The sequence below is a fragment of the Verrucomicrobia bacterium S94 genome (assembly GCA_004299845.1).
GTDB lineage: Bacteria > Verrucomicrobiota > Kiritimatiellia > Kiritimatiellales > Pontiellaceae > Pontiella.
The window spans coordinates 1,059,674-1,083,212 of the sequence record CP036201.1; the positions used below are offsets into that span (position 1 = coordinate 1,059,674).

At 52.4% G+C, this 23,539-nt stretch carries 11 protein-coding genes and 3 pseudogenes; 11 read left to right on the forward strand and 3 right to left on the reverse strand.

Annotation, left to right across the window (positions count from 1 at the left end; translation table 11 throughout):
• Genes EGM51_04575 through EGM51_04585 form a run of 3 tightly spaced genes read right to left on the reverse strand, consistent with a single transcriptional unit; the run spans window position 1 to window position 4,942 of the window.
• Window positions 1-1,647 (reverse strand): sulfatase, encoded by a 1,647-nt coding sequence (locus tag EGM51_04575; protein ID QBG49241.1) that lies wholly within the window; start codon window positions 1,645-1,647, stop codon window positions 1-3.
• 23 nt (window positions 1,648-1,670) lie between these two features.
• Entirely contained in the window at window positions 1,671-3,209 is a 1,539-nt protein-coding gene (locus EGM51_04580; GenBank protein QBG46708.1) for a sulfatase, read from the reverse strand.
• A complete protein-coding gene (locus tag EGM51_04585; protein QBG46709.1) occupies window positions 3,209-4,942 on the reverse strand; it encodes a hypothetical protein in 1,734 nt (577 codons plus the stop codon). Before EGM51_04585 ends, EGM51_04580 begins: the two co-directional genes overlap by 1 nt.
• Before the next feature lie 181 nt (window positions 4,943-5,123).
• Here EGM51_04585 and EGM51_04590 point away from each other — a divergent pair, with 181 nt between their 5' ends.
• The 11 genes and pseudogenes from EGM51_04590 to EGM51_04640 all read left to right on the forward strand — a co-directional run bounded on the left by EGM51_04590 (window position 5,124) and on the right by EGM51_04640 (window position 23,490).
• A complete protein-coding gene (locus EGM51_04590) occupies window positions 5,124-7,268 on the forward strand; it encodes a sensor histidine kinase (GenBank protein ID QBG46710.1) in 2,145 nt (714 codons plus the stop codon).
• Window positions 7,265-7,897, forward strand: coding sequence for a response regulator transcription factor (locus EGM51_04595; protein ID QBG46711.1), 633 nt, complete (start codon window positions 7,265-7,267; stop codon window positions 7,895-7,897). Before EGM51_04590 ends, EGM51_04595 begins: the two co-directional genes overlap by 4 nt.
• 110 nt (window positions 7,898-8,007) lie before the next feature.
• Window positions 8,008-11,027: pseudogene (locus EGM51_04600) on the forward strand (FAD-dependent oxidoreductase).
• Window positions 11,028-11,172: 145 nt separating this feature from the next.
• Window positions 11,173-11,709 carry a sigma-70 family RNA polymerase sigma factor gene (locus EGM51_04605; protein QBG46712.1) on the forward strand — a complete coding sequence of 179 codons (537 nt, stop codon included), beginning with the start codon at window positions 11,173-11,175 and terminating at the stop codon, window positions 11,707-11,709.
• On the forward strand, window positions 11,706-12,995 hold the full coding sequence (locus EGM51_04610) for a hypothetical protein (protein ID QBG46713.1): 1,290 nt from the start codon (window positions 11,706-11,708) through the stop codon (window positions 12,993-12,995). Before EGM51_04605 ends, EGM51_04610 begins: the two co-directional genes overlap by 4 nt.
• A gap of 92 nt (window positions 12,996-13,087) precedes the next feature.
• Window positions 13,088-14,530, forward strand: a pseudogene (locus tag EGM51_04615) (hypothetical protein).
• 2,193 nt (window positions 14,531-16,723) lie between these two features.
• Window positions 16,724-17,170: a hypothetical protein gene (locus tag EGM51_04620; GenBank protein QBG46714.1), complete on the forward strand. Its 447-nt coding sequence runs from the start codon at window positions 16,724-16,726 to the stop codon at window positions 17,168-17,170.
• A gap of 209 nt (window positions 17,171-17,379) precedes the next feature.
• The gene (locus EGM51_04625) at window positions 17,380-19,002 is read left to right on the forward strand and encodes a hypothetical protein (GenBank protein QBG46715.1); all 1,623 of its coding nucleotides are present in this window, start codon (window positions 17,380-17,382) and stop codon (window positions 19,000-19,002) included.
• Window positions 19,003-19,031: 29 nt separating this feature from the next.
• Window positions 19,032-20,893, forward strand: a pseudogene (locus tag EGM51_04630) (sulfatase).
• Between the two features lie 213 nt (window positions 20,894-21,106).
• Window positions 21,107-22,468, forward strand: a complete 1,362-nt coding sequence (locus tag EGM51_04635; GenBank protein ID QBG46716.1) for a Gfo/Idh/MocA family oxidoreductase — start codon at window positions 21,107-21,109, stop codon at window positions 22,466-22,468.
• 14 nt (window positions 22,469-22,482) lie between these two features.
• On the forward strand, window positions 22,483-23,490 hold the full coding sequence (locus EGM51_04640; GenBank protein QBG46717.1) for a DUF1080 domain-containing protein: 1,008 nt from the start codon (window positions 22,483-22,485) through the stop codon (window positions 23,488-23,490).
• Window positions 23,491-23,539: the final 49 nt, after the last annotated feature.

A 23,539-nucleotide genomic window follows, 5' to 3' on the forward strand; every position in this document is an offset into this window, starting at 1 on the left:
TTACCTCGGTGCGTTGTATTCGGTTTCATAAATATTGTTTTTCTCGAGAACCTTCAGGAGCATTTCCCGTTCTTCGCGATGCTGTTCGGAGACGCTTCCCCAGTCTTTAATTTCCGGAAAGCTGCAGTGATCTTCAGGCAGGACGGAGACATCCCACCATTGGCCATAACCGTCGCGCAGCACCTTACGACCACGGGCCAGCTGTTTCCCTTTTTTATATGAGTAGATCCAGTCGTGGGGTTCCGGACCGTCGGCTGTCAGGTAGGGCCAGAGGCTTTTTCCATCCAGTTCATAGTTTTCCGGGATTTTTACGCCCATGATATCCGCCAGGGTGGGGACAATATCCACCAGCGAAGCCAGTGCGCTGAGTTCACCTTTTCTGGTTAAATTCGGGGCGTGAATAATCAGCGGAACATGAACCCCGCGCTGCTGGTCGATCCGGCCTTTACCGAATTTGTGCGAGCCGTTGTCGGCGGCAAAAATAAAAACAGTGTTTTCATAAACGCCGAGTGCTTTGGCTTTTTCGATATAGCGCCACATGATGTAGTCGCAATAGTTGATGTGGGCGTGCAGTCCCGGTTCCGTTATGGTGCCATGCGTGTCATAGACTCCTCTGCTTCCGGTGATATTCGGTTCGGTCCGGAGGTATCGGCTGCCGTCCCATTGAATGATCGGCGTTCCCGGCCATTTGTTCCCGGAATCCGGGTTCAGCCAGTCAAAATCGCCGTGACCGAGATGTGTGGCGTGATAGACAAGAAAGGGTTTCCCGGCGTTATGCTGCCGTTCCATGAAATCGAGGCAGTAGTCGGTTTCAACATCCGGTCCATAGGTATTCAGACCGAAGGCGGCTTTAGCTTCGGGGGTATTCGGCCACCATTCGAGGCCGGCCTTTTTTCCTTTTTCATTAACCACGACCTGATGCGGGTTGAAGCCGTAGCTGCGGCGGGCCAGCGGATATCCCGGAGCCGGTTTCCCGGAATCGAGGTTTTTCACGGTGGGATTCCCATCTATATTTATTACAGTCGTCCGGAAACCGTACGGGTGATTGCGTACATCCAGTTCATCGCCGGTTCCGATCATACCTTCGGCAAAACCGAAGCGCTGGAATTCCTCACCCTGTACCTGCATCTGGGTTTTACCTGCCCAGACACTGGCATAACCGCCCATCAGCGCAATCTGTCCCATACCGATCGGGGAGCTTTCGAAGAGATACCAGGTCCGTTCACCTTTCGGGGTGCGGATTTTGCCGAAATCGCGGTTATCCCACCATTTGGTGCGTGTGGCATAGCGGCCGGTCATCATCATGGCCCGGCTCGGCATGCAGACGGTGGCACCCCAGACACTGTTAAGATAGCATCCTTCCGTGGCCAGCCGATCGAGTACCGGGGTACGGGCCCGGTATTTCGGATCGGAGGTGTCGCCGCCCTTCGGTTTTGTCCATACGGTGCTTCCATAGACAGGCAGTTCGCGCGGGCTGATGTCATCCGCAAAAAGAATAACCACATTGGGCCGAGTTTCACTGAAACTGGTTAAAATGCTAAGAAAGGTAAGAAATGCAGCGATGACCAGCGTCCAGTAGACCGAATGAGAGGGGATCGGCAGTCTTTCTCTGCCGGGAGCTTCTGCTGGCCCTTTTTTCTTATTCATGGCATCTGAATGTAACGAATTCATTATTCATACTCCGGTAGAATGGTCAGCAGTTTTTCTCTTTCCGCTTGGTGCACTTCGGAAACGCGGTCCCAGTCTTTAATTTCGGGATAGGTGTTGTAGTCTTCAGGTTCTGAAGAAACATCCCACCAGCGGTTATTACCGTCCCGCATCACGTGGTGTCCGCGAATAATCTGATTTCGTTCCTGATAGGTATAGACCCAGTCGCGGTGCGTCTGTTTGTCACCGAAAAGAAAGGGCACCATGCTGACACCGTCATAGACATAATTCTCCGGAATCTCAAAACCGGTCAGTTCAGCGATGGTCGGCCACAGGTCGACGATGCCGGCCATAATATCCTGTCGTCCCTGTTTGGTCATACCGGGGGCATAGATGATCATAGGAACATGACACCCTTTCTGGTGGTCCGGGCTGTTTTTTCCGTACCCGCCCGAGCCGTTATCGGCCGTAATGATGAAGACGGTGTTGTCTAAAATATCCATCTCTTCAAATTTCTGCAGATACTGCCAGATCTGAAAATCGATATAGTTGATATGGCTGTGCATGCCGGGTTCGGTCACTGTGCCATGGGTATCATAAACCCCCTTGTCACCGGTAATTTTTGGTTCGGTACGCGTGTAGCGTCTGCCATCCCAGTGGATTTTCGGCGTGCCCGGCCAGCTGGAGGTTGAGCGGCTGTCGAGGAAGTCAAACTGGTCGTGCCCCAGATGCGATGCATGATAAATGAAGAAGGGTTTAGCCTCGTCCTTCCGGCGGTCGATGAAATCGAAGATGAATTCCATTTCAAGATCGGGTCCATAGGTGTGCCGTCCGAAATTCTTTTTCGCTTTCGGAGTATTCGGCCACCAGACCAGTTTGCCCGGGGCCGACGGATTGTTCCAGAGCCGGACATTAGGCTGCCAGTACCAGCTGTCCTGTGCATAGGTCTTTTTTTCGATGGGTTTGCCGGTATCCATATTGATCAACACGCGTTTGCCGTTGAGGGTTTGCGGGTCGAGCTGGAAATCGCTGTATGGATTGGTCGGTTCGGCGAGCAGGCCGGGAGTGATCATGGCTTCGTCGAAACCGTATTTGCTATAATCTCCTGAGAGATGGAATTTTCCCGCCCAGTAGGTGGCATAGCCCGCCTGACCGGCCACATGGCTCAGTAGAATGGGTGTGCTGTCATAAATATGATATGCCTCATTCCATCCGCCGGCCTTTTTCACTTTGCCGATGTCCCGGTTGCTCCACCAGGTCTGGCGGTGGGCATAGCGTCCGGTCAGCAGCATGGCCCGGCTTGGTTTACACAGGGTGGCCGCCCAGGCGGAGGTGATCCAGCAGCCCTGTTCAGCGAGCTTATCCAATACCGGGGTACGGGCCCGGTATTCGGGGTTCGAAGTATCTCCACGTTCCGGAGGGCTCCACTGCGGGGTTCCATAGATCGGAAATTCCCGCGCACTGATATCGTCCGCAAAGTAGAGCACGATATTGGGTTTAACCGGCATCTTGCCGAGAGTGATGCCGGATACGCAAACTGAGATGAGCAGAAGTCTGCGCATTAATTAAATTCTTCGAAGGGGTGGGGCATTCCGGCCAGATAGGCCGACAGCTGTTTTTTCATTTCGGCCAATGTTTCTGCATAAGCCGGATCATAGGCGAGATTGTTCTGTTCGAACGGATCCTTTTCCAGATCGTAAAGCTGATCGGCATCAAAATAAGCCGGATATTCCCGGTCACCATCCATGATGACGCCTTTGCTGACATTGTCAGGTGTGTTTTCCCGGCCGTCCCATGAAACGCGTCTGCGCCGCTGCTGCTCCAATGCCTGGATAGCATCCTGTTTCATGGCTTCTTCAATGTCCGCCGGAGCACGGCAGGCGATGTATTTGAAGCGGTCTGTGACCACCCCGCGCGTATGCATGATTTCAAGATAGAGCGATTCGCGAGCGGTTTCGGATTTCCCGTTGAGCATTGGCGCAAAGCTTTGTCCGTCCCGTCCGACATCGCCGGCATCCGTGCTTCCGGAGATATCGAGAATGGTACTTACGAGATCGACATTGGAGCAGATGCCGGCCGCCCGCGTGCCCGGTGTTGTATGGTTCGGCCAGCGAATTACGGTTGGCACCCGTGCTGTTTCTCCGATGGTGTTTTTGCCGCGGCTCTGGTGATCGGAAGTGAACACAAAAAGGGTATTCTCCGCCACGCCGAGTTCGTCGAGTTTTGTCAGTACTGCACCGAGAGCGTCGTCAATATGTGTGCCGTAGGCGTTGACCATCGGCAGACCGGCTTCTTCCACCCGGCGTACGACATCGGCATAGGAGGGCATACAAGCGGGAACTTCATCAAGCCATCCCCCGGGAGAACCGTGAGGATCACGTTCGAACCAGAATGGCGCGTTGGGGTTGCGGGCCTGAGAATCGTAATACTGCCGGTGCGGCAGAGGGAGGGCGATGTAGAGGTAGAACGGTTTTTCGCTCTCCTTAGCTTTATCCAGAAAATCGAGTGCGCCCTGCATCACCCAGGGAAGGTTTTCGAGTCGGAGTTCTTTGGGAGCTTTAAGTGCACCGACGTTGCCGATCTGAATGCTGGCGGCAAAATCAAACCCCTGTTCTTTTTCCATGGTACGGCATTCAATACGCTGGGCTTCTTTCACTTTTTCATTCACGCCGGGATCTGAGAGTTTGGCATTGCGCAATTCCGCATTATACATACCTGCACCATGACCGTTGTGCCACTTACCGACCATGCCGGTGAAATAGCCGTTTTGCCGGAGCACCTTCGGCAGTGTATTTTCTGACGATGGTAATGTGGCACTCCAATCAACACTGGCGGGTTTTCCGGGTTTATATTTTTTCTGGAAGCCGGTGGAGCGGCTGGCATAGCGCCCGGTCAGCATGGAGTAGCGACTGGGCGTACAGACCGGAGAGGTGATGTAAAACCGGTCCAGAACAACGCCCTCGCGGGCCAGTTGTTCGAGGTGGGGCATCAGCATATCCGGATTTTCAAAATAGTCTCCCTGGGGCTGGTCGAATTTAGGAAAGTCATCTTCATAGAATCCCTGTTGTTTCATGCCGGTGTGACTGGGAAACCGGGAAAGATCATACAGACTCCGCGGAACCTCGTCGAAATCGAGATCGTCTGTATAGAAAATAACAATATTGGGGCGGGCTTGAGCCAGGGCTCCAGCAGTGATCAGCAGTGTAAATAGTAACGAGGTTGATTTTTTCATGGTTCTATTATCGGAAATCGGCTCTGCCGGTACTATGAGTTCATCTGCCGCATTTATGCACATTTCCGCCAGGCGGCTATTCTTTAGTTTATTTGTTGTGACTTGCCGGATATGACGTCGTTGGCGGGGGAACGTGGACGAAAGATTTATCCCTCTTTCGGTGGATGTTTTTGAAACCGCAACCGGGGATGGGCATGGTAAAACATTTGTCCTTTTAAGGGTTATCCTCTAAGGATCTCCTGTTATGAAAAAATGCAAAACAGCAGTTTGGGCGATTCTGTTTCTGGCAGGACTGCAGGTCTGGGGTGCGCCTTTGTCGCGCATTCCGGAGATCCGCAACCTTACTCCGGAGATTGCTGATCAGAAGCAGGCTGTGGAGCTGGAGGCTCAGATTGTCTGGGTGGATCCGGTGCGGGGCAGTTTTTTTCTGAATGATGGTGCGCACGGAATTTATGTTCGCCATCGACAGAAACCCGGAGAGAAGGTGTGTCTGAAACCGGGGGATGTGGTCCGGGTATCGGGGGTTACCGGAGCCGGGGGATTTGCTGCCGAAATCATTGCCGAAAACGTTCAGATTCTGGAACATCGGGCTTTGCCGAAAGGACGGGCTCTATGGCCGACCCATCTTCATTCTCCGGAAGTTGATTGTGACTGGTTTTTTATGGCCGGCCGGCTGGTTTCCTATGAGGTGATTGAAGAGTCGTTTGTGATTATGGCGGAAATGATCCGTGATGAGCAGATCATGCATTTGCAGATACCTGATACGCCGGATAATCGGAAGCGTATGGCGGCCTTGATGTTTCACTGGGTGGAATTCAATGCCGTTGCCGGAACGGTGAATAACAGCAGCCGCCAGATTGTGGGACGGATTTTTCATGTTTCATCGGCCGGCGACTTCAAAGTGTCTGGCGTTTCACTGAAAGAAGCATTAAGCGAAGTGAAAGAGGCGATACCGATCCACGAGCTCATGCGGCAGGGTATGAGACTGCACAGCATTGTGAAAACCTACGGAACGGTTACGCATGTTGGAAACCGTGAGTTGTTTTTGAGGGGGGAACAGGCCGCATTGTATGTTCAGATTCAGGATCCGGGTAGCGTTGTGGTCGGAGATCGGGTCGAAGTGGTGGGGCTGGTTAATCCGCATCCGGTTTCGCCGGCCATGCGTGCACATTCGGTACACGTTATCGATCATGGCGGTTCGCCAGAACCTATTCGGTTGAATTCATTGTCGGGCATTACAGACCGTTATAATTTTGACTTAGTTCAAATTGACGCGAAACTGGTCGAAACCGGAAACTCGTTTCAATTGAGTAATGGCCGGGGAAATCCGCAAAAACTGATCAAACTGCTCTGCCGCTCCGATAACCGTTTGTTTGAGGCGAATCTGCAGGCCGGAGCAGAGCTTCCGGAATCCATCCGTTCTGGGGCTATGGTGAGGTTAACGGGATTGTGTCATGTAAATCGGGGGAACTGGCGTGCGTGGCATCTGGATATTCAGGGAATCAGGCTGGAGTTGCGCAGTGCGGCGGATATTCAGCTGATGGAGGCCGCACCGTGGTGGACGGTTAAACGGATGCTGTGGGTTGTTGGGATGATTCTGCTGATTGCTCTGGTTTTCCTGGTCTGGGTTCTGCTGCTGCGTAAAACCGTAGAACGGCAGACCGGAATTATCGGCGAAAAGATGGAGCAGGAGGCCGTGCTGAATGAACGGCAGCGGATTGCCCGTGAACTGCATGATAATCTGGAACAGAGTCTGGCCGGTGCGATTTTCCGTCTGGGCGGGGTGCGTTTTATTCAGGAGTCGAATATTCAGGAAAACCAGGAGCTGTTTGAACAGACGCTAAACGGGAGTGTTTCCGTGGAACAGCTTCATGCCGCCTGGCGTGAAAGCGTGGAGAAAAGCAATGCGGATCTGGAATCGGTTGAACATATGCTGAGTTATTGTTCGGCGGAATCGAGAACCTCGATTCTGGACCTGCGCGGCGGATTGCTGGAGAGCATGGATCTGGTCGGTGCAGCGGGAATTACATTGAAAACGTTGAACGGTCAGTGGAACGCATCGTCCGAATTGCGGGTTGAGGGAACGCCGCGGCGGTTTGCCCGCGAAGCTGAACGGAATGTGCTGCTGGTGATCAAAGAGTCGGTTTCCAATGCAATTCGGCATGCGGAAGCAGAACATATTATAGTGACGCTGGATTATTCCGCAGGATTCAGAGTGGAAATCAGGGATGACGGGTGTGGGTTCGATGTTTCTGCCGCCGAAAAAAGCGGTCGGTTCGGGCTCCGGGGCATGTGTGAACGAATGCGGAATGTCGGCAGTACACTGAAGATTCAGAGTGCGCCCGGAAAAGGGACAACGATTTCGGCAAGTGTGGAGGTGAAGGGATGAATGGATCGATTCGGATACTGATTGTGGATGATAACCAGATGATGCGGTTCGGGCTGAGCGGCAGTCTGGCGGCCATGCCCGGAGTGACGGTGGTGGGCGAGGCGGCCAATGGGGAGGAGGCGCTGGCGCTGGTGGATGAGCACCGGCCGGACATCGTCACCATGGACTATAAAATGCCGGGCGATAACGGGCTGGTGGTGACGGAAAAGATTCTTAAGCGCTATCCGGATACCCGGATCATTCTGCTTTCGGCCTTTGATTCGGAAGAGGATATCTGGAAAGCGGTGCAGGTGGGGGTGAGGGGATATCTGACCAAGACGGCGGGTAATGTAACTGAGTTGCTCGAGGCCGTTAAAGCCGTTGCGGCTGGTGAACGGTATTTTCCGGAAATTATTGCCCATCGTTTAAAAGAGCGGCAGAAGGTTTCCGGTCTCAGTTCGCGGGAGGTGGAGGTGCTTAAACTGCTCGCAGCGGGTAAATCGAATCAGGAAATTGCGGACAGTCTGGATATCGCATTGGAGACGGTGAAATCCCATTTGCTGAATCTGCGTTCCAAGCTGGGGGCGGCCGACCGGACGCAGGCGGTGGTGATTGCTTATGAAAAGGGTATACTTCATCTGAATGAATAGAGCATCCCTCAAAAGGTGGAGATCTTTCTTGGCGGGAAAAACGGTGTTGTGTCGTTTAATCGTAGTTTGACAGAGCGGGAGTGTTTCCTGATAAACAACTGGAGTGAATGATGAAAAAACTGATTCTTGTTCTATGTGCCGCCGCAGGGTGGTCTGTTATGGTATCAGCGAAAAACGAAAAGCCAATGGCTTACTGGAAGTTTGATGATGGGGCTGGTCATGTGGTGGCGGATGCTTCCGGAAACGGTAATTCCGGAAAAATTGAAGACGTCAAATGGGTGATGGGTGCAGTGAATTCTGCCGCGCAGCTGGGGTATCAGGCCGGGGTGCAGATTGATCACGATGCCAGTCTGCTGCCGGACAGTGCCTTTTCTGTACAGGCCTGGATTAAACCGTGGGCGCCGAAATATGACCAGCATCCGACGATTGTCCGAAAAAACGGGTCTTATGTGTTCAAGCTTGCGCCGAGTAAATCGCTGGCACTGGTACTTTGGCTGAACGGTGAAAAGAAAACCTTTGAGTCGAAACATAAAGAGTGGCCGAACGGCAAATGGCAGCATGTGGCTGCGACGTATGATGGCAAAGAGGTCTGTCTCTATGTGAACGGAGGGCTTGATGCTGTGTTTCAGGCTTCGGGCATGATTTCCGGCAGTGCATCCGACTGTTTTATCGGCGCCGAGAATAAGCAGTTCTTTTTTAATGGAACGCTTGATGAAGTCCGGTTGGATGGGGTTGCGCTGAGCTCGCGTGATATTGCTGAGTCGAGTTATAAGGGGCGGCTGGAAATGGCCCGTCGGGATAACCGGTTCACGGATTTTTATGAAAAGACCCGCAAACGCAGCGGTGAAACACTGGTTCCCGGAACGCTGTGGATTGATGCCGAGGATTTTGAGGATTACGGCGGCTGGTGGATGGATACCCAGTTTGTACCGCAGATGGGTTCGCCCTACCTGATGGCGGCCGGTATCGGTACACCGGTTGAAAATGCAACGACCACGGTGAATATTCCGGAATCAGGAACGTATCGCCTGTGGGTACGAAATAAAAACTGGATCGGTCATCGTCATGCACCGGGTCAGTTCGCGGTATCCATCGGCGGGAAAAAATCAGAAACCACTTTCGGCACCCGCGAGCAGCGGGCCTGGGTCTGGCAGGATGGCGGTACATTTGAGCTGGAAAAAGGTAAAACAGCCATTGAGCTGGAAGACCTGACCGGCTGGTATGGTCGGTGTGATGCACTGCTGCTGACGAAGGATCTGGAATTTTATCCGAAGCAGGAGCAGAAGGATTATCTGCCGATGCGGAATAAATTTGTCGGTACGATGCCGGTGGAAGAGCGGGGTCATTTTGACTTTATTGTGGTCGGCGGCGGAGTGGCCGGATGCAATGCGGCCATTGCGGCTGCGCGCGGCGGAGCAAAAGTGGCGCTGATTCAGGACCGTCCGATGGTCGGCGGGAATAACAGTTCCGAAATGGGTGTGCCGGTTTCGGGCGGTTCGAGTCTCGGAAAAGGGCGTGAAACGGGATTGAATGAAGAGATCGGCCGTATTCATGCCTATAATTTCCTGAGCAAATGGGCGACGGCGGCCGAGCAGGTGATTGCTGATGAGCCGAATATCACGTTATTCCTTAATACGCATGTTTTTGAAGCCGAGGTGGATAAAGATAATAAAATCACGGCGGTAAAAGCGTTTGATATGATTGACGGTCATCATACCCGCTACACGGGCGATATCTTTGCCGACTGCACTGGGGATGGCTGGTTGGGTTATTATGCCGGAGCGGACTGGATGCTGGGTCGTGAATCGAAAGAGCAGTTCGGCGAAATGAATGCCAAGGATATTGCAGACAGTGTTACCATGAGTGGTTCGTTGATGCAGAATTCCATTCTCGGTTATCAGGCGATCGATACCGGCAAGCCTTATACCTTTGAAGGGTTGCCGTGGTTTTATGATCTGCGTATGAATGAAGAAGGGTATGTAAAGCATCGACCGCGGTATGAAAACGGAATCCGTGCCGGAAACTGGTGGACGGAAAATCATGGCCGTAACGATGATCTGTGGGATCCGGAATGGGCGCGTGATGATCTGATTCTGGTGAGTCTTTCCTATTACCACTGGATCAAGAATTATTCGCCGCTGGCCGAAGAAGCAAAAAACTACCGGTTGCGGTATATTCCTGTTACCAACGCCAAGCGTGAAACGCGCCGTCTGGTAGGGGATGTGATTGTGACCGAGCACGATATTCTCAACCGCAACGTGTTTCCCGACCGTGTGGGTTATTTTGTCTGGAAGCTGGATGTGCATCATCCGCTGGGAATCTTTTCTCCGGAAAGTCCATACGACTATGAGAACACGATTTCTCCGGCGAGTTTCCCGCTGCGGATGCTCTATTCCAAAGATGTGCCGAATCTGTTTATGGCAGGACGCCATGTCTCGGTCACGCACGTTGCACTGGGTTCCGCCCGGGTTCAGGGTACAACCGGTATGATGGGACAGGCGGTTGGTTCGGCGGCGGCCATGTGTCTGAACTATGAGACCACCCCGCGGGGCATTGTTCAAAATCATATGGCAGAATTGCAGCAGCAATTGTTGAAGAATGATGTAACGATTCCGCATCTGCGTAATGAAGATCCGAATGATCTGGCGCTGATGGCCAATGTGAAAGCTTCCAGCCGGAAATCGCTGGAAGACGGCGTGCAGAATGTGATTAACGGCCTGGCCCGTCCGGTCGATGAAAACTGGGAAATGTGGATCGGCAAAGTACCGAACAACATGTGGATTTCCGATCCGAAGCAGGATATGCCGCAGTGGGTGGAGCTTGATTTCGGGGGAAACAGAAGGTGAACTCGGTTTATCTGACCTTCGATACAAACCTGAAGGCCAAGCGTTATATCAGCTGGGAGCAGAAACCGGAAGAGCGCATGCCGCCGGAATGTGTACGTGATTATCAGGTTCAGGTGCAGCAAAACGGAAAATGGGAAACGGTGGCGGATGTGACGAATAACTATCAGCGTCGTCGGATTCACCGCTTCCCGACATTGGAAACAGCGAAAATACGCATTCTGATCACGGCAACTAACGGGGATCCCTCGGCACGTATTTATGAAATCCGTGCGTATAACGAGTAGTTCTGTTTCGTATAATCAAATTGAGTTGACGCCCCGCGCTGTTTTCATACAGGCGCGGGGCTTTTTTGTATTCACTGATTTTTTCTGCCTAATATCGAATCCGGCCTGAAATGAATGAAAGTGAAGGCGGCAAAAGCGGAACAGAATGATGACTGAACAAGAGAAGATTGAATATCTGCTGAAAGCGTATTATGCGGAACAGGACCGGTTTCGCGGTTATGTCTTTTCGGCAACGAAGGATTATCATGCAACGGAGGACATTCTTCAGTCCATTGCGATCGTTGTTGCCCAGAAGGCGGCGGTGTTTGATATGAACCGTGATCTGATGCCGTGGCTGATGGGGATTGCACGGAATAAAATCAAACACTGGTTTTACCATCACGGAAAACAGGTCCGTAATGTCCAGTTTGAAGTATTGGAAAACTGTCTGGTTCATCATTCCGGAGCATTCGGACAGGATGAACTGTCGCCGCGTCAGGAAGCCCTGATGAAATGCCTGAAGCGTCTTCCGTCAAAACAGAAAAAGGTTTTAGAGCTGCGGTACGTCGGCCGTAAGGACTGTTCTTCTGTGGCGGAGGAGCTGGGGCGTTCTGTTCAAAGTATTTATTCTACCCTGAAGCGGGTAAAACGTGAGCTCAGAAAATGCATCGAGCGCAGAACCGCTGAATTGGAGATCGTGTGAGCAAACATTTATCAGAAGCGGAACAGATGGCGTTCGAATATTTTGAGCGAGACCTTTCCGAACACGAAATGGATCAGTTGTTCGATAGGTTAAACGAGTCTGCAGAACTGCGGGATAGCTTTATGGAGGTGGCGCGGGACGAATGGCTGCTTCAGCACTCGCTTCACCTGCAGCACTCGATGCTGAAACCGGAGATGAAACGGCTCAATTTCAGAAAGAAAGTTCGCCGTGTTGCCGCGATGGCGGCGGTTCTGCTGGCGGTTGTGAGCATTTTCATTGCCCATCAGGTGCGGGTGAATCTGGTGTCGGCCGCCGAAACGGTGCAATTGCATCCGCTGGCAAAGGTTGTCGATTTTTATGTGATGGAAAATGATATGATCACGCTGGTGAATCAGGGTGAAGTGCGGGAGCTGACGGCGAGGAGCCGGTTGAACAGCGGTGATCGTATTGTCGTTCCGCCCGGGGCGCGTCTGATTTTTCAATATCTGAATGAGAAAACAGCGGTTGCTGTGGCGGGTAATAGCCTGCTTTCGGTTTCAGACGGACAGCGGGGAAAGACGATTCGGCTGAACCACGGACATTTAAAAGCAGACGTGGATAAGCAGGATCCTTCCGCCCCGATGCGCGTCCTTACAGATGATGCCGAAGCGGTTGTTCTGGGAACGACTTTTGAAATCAGTGCTTTGGGGTACACCCGGTTGGCGGTTCATGAGGGATGTGTCCGACTCAAATCGTTCCTGCATAAAACATCGGTCGATGTTTCCGCGGGACATCTGGTTAATTCATTCGATATGGAGAAAGCCGGTGAGATGTCGTTTGTACAGATCGAGCTCGTTCCGGTTCTGAATAAAACGCTGAATGATCCGGTATCAGACTATTATCTGATCGTGGATGATGATCGTAACTATTCGGCTTTTCTGGCCTTTGATCTCGGAGATGTGAGTGAGCGGATTATTGAAGCGCGGCTGCAGCTCACGGTAGCCCGCAGTCAGCAGGATCGCTGGGGTGAAGGGCTGTTCCGGCTGCATCGGCTCAGTCCGTCGGCCCGGCCTGGCGAACCGGAGACCTTCGGCATGAAAACGCAGGTGGCCTATTTTCAGGGGCAGGTGGATCGGGATCTTCAACTTGAGATGGTGATTGATCCGAAACAGCTGAAAAACGGAATCAATAATTTTGAACTGAGTCTGGATGAAGGCGGTAACGACTGCTGGTTTGCTCCGGTCAAAAGCAGTACGCCACCCCGCCTGATTCTCAAGGTCCGTAACGGGCCAAGCGGTGAAGAGTGAAAGAGGAGGGAAATATGAGGAAGAAAAAAGTACAGAAACCGAAAAGGGGAAAAATGAAATATAAACTCGGTAAACATAAAACCGTGTGGTTGATGGTACTGACTGTTTTCAGCTCGGTTCATCTGGTTAAGGTGGAGGCGGCAGAATCGCCATGGACTTCCGCCAACCGGATTGCTATCAGTGCAGACGGTAATCCGGATGCTGATGCCGACGATATCGGTGCAACGCCGTTTGCATTGGCGATGCTGGCCAAAGCGGGGCTGCAGGACAATCTGGTGCATTATGATTTCAATAATTTTCTGGAATATAAGAAAATTGAACCGGCAGATAATGCCATGTGGGACAGTGCGATGGGGGCACAGGTGCGATGGGGATTTGATGCCGGCCGGTTTTTTGATGCTTCAATTGATCCGGACGGTGCGGTTGACCATCTTACGGAGGAAATCAATAAATCTTCGGCCGCCGATCCGCTCTATCTGATTGCGGCCGGACCGATGGAGCTGATTTACCGTGCTCTGAAAAATGCGGACAGCACGGCGCGACAGCATGTAACGATTGTTTCGCACCACGATTACAATGAATATTTTAAACCGCGCCTGTGGCAGCGGAACTGGAATGATATTCAGGCATTGGTTCCGAATATCGGCTATCTGAGGATTGCCGATCAGAACGGCAGTAACGGAAACGGCCTGAAGGGTACCGCGGATTCGGATTTCAGTTGGCTGGATACCCATGCGGATCCGAATCTGAACTGGGTGTATGATCGTATCGTGGCCGGGAAGCCGGATGTTTCCGATGCAGGTATGCTTGCCTGGCTGATTGGAATTAACGGAACTGATGAAAAAGTAACGATTCCGGAAATGCAGGCCTGGTTCGGCACCGGGCTGATTCCGGCCAACGGCGGCAGTTCGACTGCTCCCACTGCTCCGGCCGGCGTGACGCCGGAGGTTGTGCCGCCCTCCACCGACAGTATCTTTGAGGAAGTCGATGGAAAAATTGTGATTGAAGCCGAGAGTGTTCCGCTGACGGATGATTGGATTTTGGATACGACGGAAGCGGGGTACAGCGGCTCGGGATATATCCGCTGGGTGCCTTCCTGGATCAATAAAATCAGCCATCAGCATGAAGGGGTGCTCGTCTATAAACTGCGGATCTCCAATCCTGGCAATTATCGGATGGCGCTCCGTTCCTCCCACTTCGGTGCGCCGGCCCGTGACCAATGGAATGACTGCTGGACGGTCATGGGGCTGAATCCGGTGAATCCCTATGGTATCACCCGAAAGACCTATCATTCCATTTCGCAAGCGGAGTTTGATGCCGGGGCCGGTTTTACGTGGCATACGACGCATGATAATTATGGAACTGTTGCGAATACCGACGGCCATTTTTCGGCACCGCTCTATAATCTGGATGCCGGGGATCATTATTTCTTTATCTGCGGGCGCTCGGGGGGATTCCGAATCGATAAAATTCATTTCTTCAAAGAGGGCGTTTCCGGATTCAAAAGTGATTCAGAGCCGGCCACCCCGATTATTCCCGGAACCGGTGTGCCGCTGGTTTCCGCCGGGAATGACCGGAAAGTGCTGATGCCTGCAACGGGCACGCAGCTCGCAGGATCGGCCTCGGACGACGACGGAACGATTGTATCCACGGAATGGACCCAGAAGTCGGGACCGAATACAGCCGTGATTTCGACGCCCTCGCAACTGACGACGGAGATCAGCGGCATTACACTGGGCACTTATGTTTTCACGCTGACGATTGAGGATAATGACGGGAACATCCGCTCAGACGATGTTACTGTTGATTGTGTGGGCAGCCTGATGATTCAGGAAGATGATTTCAGTGCGTACAGCGGGAATATCAATGGTGATCACTGGAATCCGAAATGGTCATCGGGCACTGATCAGCAGAGCCTATGTGAGGGAAACGGCGGATTACTGACGCTTGATACAACGGTGGCGGCGGAAAACTATCATGTGGCGGCGAAACATCCTTTTGTCCTGACGGTGGATGGACAGAAGGCGGTGATGGGTTCTGATTTCCGGTATACCCACATGGCTGGAGGCGAAGCGGCCGAAGGACTGAACCGGTCGGTATTCGCGCTGATGTTTACGGGTGCCGACAACTGGTGGACCGGTCCGAACCGTTTTTTCAGTATCTGTAATCGCGGTTCCGGAATCGGGACGTTCAATGCAACGGGTCCGGATGTCATTTCTCATACAACACTGGGAGTGGATACGGAAACCGGCGGGCAGAGTGATTGGTTCCGGATGGAGTGGACGCTGGAACGTGGGGAGGAAAACTATATTGCCTCTGCCCGGATTCTGGATTCCGGCGGTGCGGTGCTCTATGCCGGTCCGGCCGTAGATCTGGGAATTGCCAACGGAACCACTCTTTACGGCGGGTACAGCACCGGAGGGGACGGCGGTAACGGATTCACCACTAATGTGGCTTCGTTTTCGCGGATATCGTCTGTTCAGATGGATAACTTTTCGCTGGAGGTTTTCAGTCCGCATATGACGCCTGTTTATGAAACGGTTTCAAAGATGATTGATTTCACTGAACCGGAGGGATTCGTTAACGGCGGTCTGAACGGTCAGCAGGGGTGGGTCAATGCCGGAGCAGGCTGGACGGTGGATACGACTGTTTCCGGTACGGCCGGCTGTTCCGCCGCGAATGCCAATATGACGCTGGGACGGGGCATCAGACTGAGTCATGAAGGCGATACGCTGGAATTCAGTGTCACCTATACCGTTTCCGGAACCCATGTGCCTACGGGCTGGAAATACCTTGCGCGCATCGGCATCACTTCCGATGCCTCCGGCAGCAATGCGGGGTATGATGCGGCGGGTACTTCTCTGACCGAAGCGATGTTTACCATTCAGTTGCATCAGAGTACCGCCGATGCTTATCGTATTTATGGCGACGGCTGGGACGGACCGTTTACCGATCCGTTTAATTCCAATCCAGGAGATACCTTTACGGCTCATTATTCGCTGACGTTGGGGGAGGATGCGTCCGGCACGGTATTTTCGGTTGAACTCGAAAATGATACCCAGTCGACGTTGTCGGGGGCTATCAGCGAAACAGACGGAATCGGGGCGGCGCTGTACGAAGCGATTAAAGCCGGTAATGCCTATGTCTACTTCGAAACGGGCGGGCTTGGTGACGGCATTACCGGGGTGTATGTGGATGCGGTGCGTGTGTTTTACTCTTCGCTGCAGATTGACAGTTATCCCGGCTGGATCAACGACTACGGCTTCCTCGGTTCCGAGGCCGAAATGGAGTTTGATTATGACGGCGACGGCGTGTCGAACCTGAAAGAATATATCTGCGGAACCGCGCCTGATGATGCGGCTTCGGTTTTCCGGGTAAATGCGGAACGGGAACGGACTTCAGACGGTCTGGTGATTTCCTGGCATGCAGCTCCGGGACGCTCGTACGATATTCTGAAAAGTGAAGATATAACGTCGGGCGTGTATACATCGGTTGTTGAGAATATCCCGTATCCCCGGAACAGCTGCACCGTCGAAGTCAGTCAGGTGGAATCCGGAGCCTTCTACAGAGCGGCGGTTCGTATTCCCTGAGCCCGGCTGGCCGGAACGCTCTACGCGCCGGATTCCGGAGGACGTTGCTCTTTTGAACGATAGGAAATCCGGAGAATTCAGAATACATTGGAGCCGTTTAACCTGCAGAGGAAGTGCTGGTAAAGGGGAATGGCTGTAATGAACATGATCAGATGGATTCTTCCGGTTTTCGCCGTGATTTCAGCAAGGGCTGCGATCATTGATTTTGATGCCGTCTACGGCAGCGCATCGGGCTGGACGCTGGCACAGCATTTAAGTGCGGCGGTCGATTCAGCCAGCCCGGGGGATATCATCCAGTTCAACAGTGCCTATTATGATTTTCAGGGACAGGGGCCGTCGGTTGATAAAGCGGTCACATTGCGCGGTATTGTGCCGGACTCCTTCGACGGCAGTTCGGTCGGTGCCACCAATGTGACCACGGTTTTTGATCATCTCAAACATTTCAACGTCTACAGCAGCAACTTCACACTGCAGCATCTGGAACTGCGTGAGGATGCATCAACCACGTATGCGTTCAATCGTTTCAAACGGACGGTTCCCGAGGATGAGGATCCGCATCAGTTCTACACGAATATCGTGGTGTAAAATGTGATCTATCGCGGCGGGGAGGTTCTGGTTTATGGCGGCGACGGAGCGGGCATTGAATTCCGGAACACCTCGTTTCTGGAATTCCGGAAAAACGGCTATGTGATCAACCGGCAGAACCGGGTGGACTATGCGCCGCAGGTGATTATGTACAACTGTTTTTTTAACCGGATTTCGATGCCGTCTATTTCAACGTCCGGGTCATTTCGATGGATGCGGGAAACTCGGAATATCCCGTGGTCTGGGATCAGAGCAACCTGTGGCTGGAGGGCTGTCTGCTGGATGGCACCGGTTTCGGTCTGGGATCGAAATGCTCCAATGTCACCGTGACCAACTGCCATTTCAAAGGATACCGGATGGATGTGGATATGCTGCACATCGAGGAATTCGGCTATAACTTTGTGATTGTCGATAATACCTTTGAACATGTCAGTCCGGCGCGCAGTATTTACATTGATCGTGAACTCCAGCCGAATCACAGTATCCGGATTGAAGACAACACCTGGTTCGGAGAATACGGCTGGATCATCTCCTGTTATTCTCCGGAAGGTGTGATTTTCAGAAACAATGATTTTTCAGGTGCGTGGGCCAGTGATACCAACTTTGCGACCATTGATTTCACTTATCTGCACACCTCATCCGAAGCGGCTTACCTGCCTTATGATCTGCCGTGCGCGGATATTATTTTCACCAACAATACCGGACTGACAGCTGCAAAGGATGGTTATCTGGTCTATCAGTCGCTTTACGGGGACACCTCGATTCAGATCGATTACCCGAAAATTCAGCATCGCGTTGTGCTGGAGCAGCCGCGGGCGGTATTCAGTCCGTACAGACAGTACCGCATCAAAAACAGGCAGAGCGGCGAATATATTGCCGCGATCGACGGCACAGACGAACTGGGCCTGATTTCCGGCGCAGCGTCCGATGGCTCCGATCTCGGGCTGCCTGCAGACCTTATGGTCTCCGGTTCAGAGGTGGTGCTGAAGGTTACCAATGCTCCCGCTAAGAGCTGGTTTGCACTGCTGTCCAAAACCAATCTGCATGATGCGGTATGGACCACCAACCGGACTGACCTTCCGATTGGCGGGCTGGGAGTCGGTTCCGTTACCAATTCCATTACCCAGCCTCAGGAGTTTTACATGCTGGTTGAAACCGAGGCGCCGCCGGTGCCGGTTATTGCATTTACAGCCCCGGACTATACCAACGGACTGCTTAATCTTCATCCGCGCTGGAATACCGAAACCGGCTGGATGGTCGGGGATGCGGAGGGGAGCGGACATATTCTGACGGAAGGGAATTCCGAAGCGGCCCTGCTGAACGAACCGGTGGTGCTGACGCCGGGGAGGCAATACCGCCTGAGTATCAATCTGCAGTTCGGCGGTTTCTATTCAACACCGTCGAACTGGGTTTACGCATTTCTTGGAGGACTGAAGCCGGACAATACAGGTGCCTCGGTCGGCACCGCTGAAGCTTCCGCTGCGGATGCAAATATTCAGATTTCAGCTACAGATTCTTATCGTCTGCTCAATAATTACAGCCAGATCGGCAGCAAAATAGAAAACGGGGTTTTAAATGCCGGAGATGTGCTTCAGTTTGATTATGAGCTGACCATGGGGCTCAATGCCGATGGTACATTCTATACAGTTCGGCTGCAGAATCTGACCGATGGTACCGATACGGGACTCGGAACAGTCAATGGCGTCGATCAGGCGCTTTACAGCGCACTCAGCGGAAGCGGAGCCTACGGGTTCTTTCAGTCCATCAATCCGGGGAATAACGGCAGTGGACTGAGCGGAGTACAGGTGAATTCGGTGACGGTGGAGTACTAAGGAAATAGGTGAAAAGGTATGGAGGACGTATGAAAATTGAAATGGGTTTAATTCTGATGCTTAGCGGTATCTGTTCCGCGGCGTACAAACAGCCGAATATTCTCTGGATCATTACCGATGATCATCGCCCGGATTCAATCCAGGCCTATAACCGGGCAACAATCGGCCAAAGTGAAAGTCCGCTCGGTTATGTGTCTTCGCCGAATATCGATCAGCTGGCAGGAGAAGGGGTGCTTTTCACGCAGGCATTCAATAATTCGCCGGCGTGCGGCCCGTCGCGTACCTCCATGCATACGGGGCGCTATCCGTTCCGCAATGGAAAATATGCCTGGGAGGCGACCCATCAGGAAGCCGATTTCACGCGTCCGGCGATTTCCCAGCAGCTGAAAGCGGCGGGCTACGGTACGGCAATGTTCGGCAAGGACCATTACAGCATCAGTGAAAAGCTCGGTGGCGAAGGTGATATTTTTGATTATAAAATGGAGTTCAACCGCGATCTTCATCGACAGGGATTCGGCGGTCTTTTTTCCACCGGGGCGTATGGGCTGATTGACGCAGTGTTGTATCGCCGTGATGCCACCGAAACGGTGTTTTATCCGGACGGTCGCAGAAAGACCTATCCCATTTCCCGGGCGGATCGTGCGCTGAGTCCGGAGGAGCAGCAGACGAAAGAAGCCGTGGAAAAAGAGTTTGATATTCTGCGGGCCTATACCCGTATCAATACCGGGCTGATTCTGGGCGGCGTCAATCCGCAGCCGGCGGATAAAACCGTCGATGCCCGCATCGTGGAGGAATATAAAAACTACCTCTCTCATGCCGGCACCACCTACACCACACTGGCGGGAAAGAATGTCCGGGGTGCGGATCCGGAAAAACCGTTGTTCATCAACCTTGGTTTTCACCTGCCGCATTCCCCGGTTCTTCCTCCGAAAAAATTCCGGGATCAATTTAAAAACCGATCCTATAAAATACCGGAATTCGATACGGATGACATCGCTTCATTCACCCCTCAGCAGATGCAGATTTATAATGAATCGAAAACCGATCTGATGGATCCGGAGGATAAGCTGCAGGCCATCCGGGATTACTACGCCTTCACGGCATTCGGAGATGCACTGGTCGGGGAGGCCGTCGATGCCTTCAAGGCCTACTGTGCGGAACGGAATGAAGATTATCTTATTGTTTTCACGATAGGCGATCATGGATGACATCTGGGCGAGCAGGGCATTATGGCCAAATTCGGTTCCTGGAGGGCATCACTTAACGGAGCAGTGATTGTGGTCTCTTCCGATAAGGAAAAATATCCCGCCGGCAAAGTGGTAGATAAACTGGTGGAATATGTTGATTTTGCGCCGACGATTATGGACGAAGCCGGAATTGATATTGAGCAGGATGCATTTGATTATCTTGACGGGTTCAATCTTGCGCGTGTCGTCAACGATTCCTCATTCCGCCGGGATTATATTCTGGGAGAAATGAATCTGGTCTCTGTGGTCATCGGGCTTATCTGCGCACGAAGGATTTTGCCTTCTCCATGCGTACGCGTAAGCGGCGCACGGTGGCCGAAACCCCGTACCTGAATGATGATATTACCTGGGCATTGACCACGGAGCCGCTGAATGCCGAAATGGCGCTGTATGATCTGCGGCACGACCCGATGGAGCGCCGGAATGTGGCCTATACCGTTGAATATATTGAACTGGCGGAATGGTTCCGGCAGAAACTCGGCCGTATTGTACTGGGAGACGGGCGCGTGGAAATGGACTGGTCGACCGTTAACTGTTATAATCTGAGCAATTCTGCCGCCGGGGCGGACGATAAGATGAGCGATATTCCGAAAGCGCTCATTCCCGAAGGCCCCGTTCGGCGACCGGAGCGCTTTAATCTCTGATTTCAGCATTTTCCCGTCTTTGGAATGTTCGGAGACTGTAAAATATTCTTTGAGGGTTTCGTTCTTCGTCGGACTTCCCCCATATGGGGAATGGTTTTTCGATGCACAGCGGAAGCTTCTCCTGACTTAATGTTTTCCGATTCTGTGTCGTTCAGGCCTGTGAGGTACAGGCAGGATGCAGAACGGAGTATATTTAAATTCACAGGAGGAACCATGGCTGTAACACGGAGAGGATCCTTAATCACGGGCGGCATTGCATCGTCCGCGTTGCTGATTCCCGGATCGGTACTTGGTGCAAATGAAAAAATTAGTATTGCATTTATCGGTATCGGTGCCAGAGGAAACACCCTTTTGTCGCTGTTTGAAAAATCCGGCCTGATCCATGTGGCGGCACTCTGCGACGTTGATCTGGAAACGGACTATGTGGCAGAGGCAAAGAGCCGTTTTCCTAAAGCCTGTGTCTACAGCGACTGGCGGAAACTGTTTGATGAAAAGTCGCGTGAATTTGATGCGGTGATGGTGATGGTGCCGGACCATAGCCATTTTCCCATTACCATGGCGGCGATGGCACTGGGTAAACACGTCTACACCGAAAAGCCGCTGGCACGCACGTTTGAGGAAATCGAGCTGATGACGGCGGCTGCAAAACGGTACGGCGTGGTAACGCAGATGGGGAATTCCGGATTTTCGGGACCGAATTATTTTCAATTTAAAGCATGGAAAGAGGCAGGGATTATTAAAAATGTGCGCCATGTGGATGCCTTTATCAACATCAGCTTCCCCTGGTACGGCCGCCGGATCAGCAGTTGGCCGGCAGGAGAAAAGATGCCCGGTCACATTAACTGGGATGTCTGGCTGGGAACAACACCGGAGCGGCCGTTCAGTAAAGAGTATGCCCGTTGGTCCTGGCGCGGCTGGCAGCAGTACGGAACGGGAGCGTTCGGTGACTGGGGGGCGCATATTTTCGATTCCATGCATCATTTTCTGGAGCTGGGTCTGCCGGAAAAAATCGAGATTAAAAAACTCGTCGGCCGGAATGATTTCACCTTTTCAAGAGCTTCAACCCTCCGGTTTACATTCCCGGAGCGGAACGGTATGCCGGCGTTGCGAGTCGATTATTATGACGGACGAAGCGAAGAGGATTATCCGCCGGAACCCGCAGCATTTGCCGGTCGGGAAAATGATTATACGAAACATCCCGGTAAATTCATTTTTTCAGATTCGTTAACATTTTTTGGGGGACATCACGGTACCCCATTACAGGTGATCCCCTATGGGAAAATGCGGGAACTGCTGCAGGCCGGAACATTGCCGAAGGATTTCGGGCGTCATTCGGATCACTATACCAACTTCCTGCTGGCCTGTAAGGGTGAGGAAAAGACGAGATCGCCTTTTGAAATCGGCGGACCGCTTTCGCAGTTTCTGGTACTGGGTTCTATTGCCCAGCGCATGGGAACAGAAGGGCAGATACTGACATTTGATCGAATGAAAAAATGTTTTTCCAATAACGATCGGGCCAATGCACTGCTGAAAGATATACCCCGTAAAGGGTGGGAACAGTATTACACACTTTAAGACGGAATAGGTATATGGCTATGAGATATAAACGACGCTGGGTATTTTTTATACTGTTCATTCTATCTGTTTCCTCGCATGGCTTTGAATATGAAAATGCGGATGATTATCCGCTGATGGGGGACTGGGCCGGGCAATGGTATGGGGCCACCAAAGGGCATGAACGGGTTCGACCTCAGATCTACGCCCAGCTTGTACCTGCCTGGGAGGGGTATTACCGTGTGCTGCTGCTGCCTGAACTGTATAACCGCGCGGAGCCTTATCTGGATGTCACAGTTCCCGGGAGCCATGAAAAGGTGGTGGTGAATCAGGACGGGTTTCATGTGGTATTCAGCGGTGACCGAGTTGAAGGTGTCGGGGAAATTTACGGTGAAAAGCTCCGTTTTACCCTGAGCAAACAGCCCTTTCTTCCCGCATCTGTCGGACAGGAGCCGCCGAAGGGGGCAGTTGTGCTGTTCGACGGCAGTTCGTTTGACGCCTGGCGACATGAACCGGATAAACCGGTTACCTGGGATATTGTCGGAAATGCGATGCAGATAGCTGCAGCATCAAATAAAGAGAACAGGGAAAAGGGAATCGGTGGCAATATACGAACACGGGAAGCTTTTTCGAGTATGCGGTTTCATATGGAATTCCGTTACCCGGTGGAAGAGGGCCGATCCGGACAGAACCGGGGAAACAGCGGTCTGTTTTTTCTGGGTATTGGCGAAGTGCAAATTCTGAACAGCTATACCACTCCGGGCTATTGGAACGAGGCAGGTGCAATCTACAAAACAGTACCGGCGAAAGTCAATGCAGCCGGTCCGCCGCTGGCCTGGCAGGCTTATGATGTGGAGCTGCTGCTTCCGGATGAGGGCGGCCGGCCGGCCATTATGACGGTGCGGCTGAATGGGAAAATTCTGCACCATAAAATGGAAATCCCATGTTCAAGGCGTGAAGTTGAAGTGATGCTGCAGGACCACTCAAATCTGCTGCAGTTCCGTAATATCTGGTTGGTGGAATATCCGGCTGGCACGGAATAAAATTTCCGGAGCTTGGAATCAACAGCGACAGCGGGTACATTCCGGATAT

What these genes read in the sequence shown, in the direction of transcription:
- EGM51_04575 (QBG49241.1), bottom strand. Translation starts at nt 1,647, where the DNA reads ATGAATAAGAAAAAAGGGCCAGCAGAAGCTCCCGGCAGAGAAAGACTG.
- EGM51_04580 (QBG46708.1), bottom strand. Translation starts at nt 3,209, where the DNA reads ATGCGCAGACTTCTGCTCATCTCAGTTTGCGTATCCGGCATCACTCTC.
- EGM51_04585 (QBG46709.1), bottom strand. Translation starts at nt 4,942, where the DNA reads ATGTGCATAAATGCGGCAGATGAACTCATAGTACCGGCAGAGCCGATT.
- EGM51_04590 (QBG46710.1), top strand. Translation starts at nt 5,124, where the DNA reads ATGAAAAAATGCAAAACAGCAGTTTGGGCGATTCTGTTTCTGGCAGGA.
- EGM51_04595 (QBG46711.1), top strand. Translation starts at nt 7,265, where the DNA reads ATGAATGGATCGATTCGGATACTGATTGTGGATGATAACCAGATGATG.
- EGM51_04605 (QBG46712.1), top strand. Translation starts at nt 11,173, where the DNA reads ATGATGACTGAACAAGAGAAGATTGAATATCTGCTGAAAGCGTATTAT.
- EGM51_04620 (QBG46714.1), top strand. Translation starts at nt 16,724, where the DNA reads ATGAACATGATCAGATGGATTCTTCCGGTTTTCGCCGTGATTTCAGCA.
- EGM51_04625 (QBG46715.1), top strand. Translation starts at nt 17,380, where the DNA reads ATGGATGCGGGAAACTCGGAATATCCCGTGGTCTGGGATCAGAGCAAC.
- EGM51_04635 (QBG46716.1), top strand. Translation starts at nt 21,107, where the DNA reads ATGGCTGTAACACGGAGAGGATCCTTAATCACGGGCGGCATTGCATCG.
- EGM51_04640 (QBG46717.1), top strand. Translation starts at nt 22,483, where the DNA reads ATGGCTATGAGATATAAACGACGCTGGGTATTTTTTATACTGTTCATT.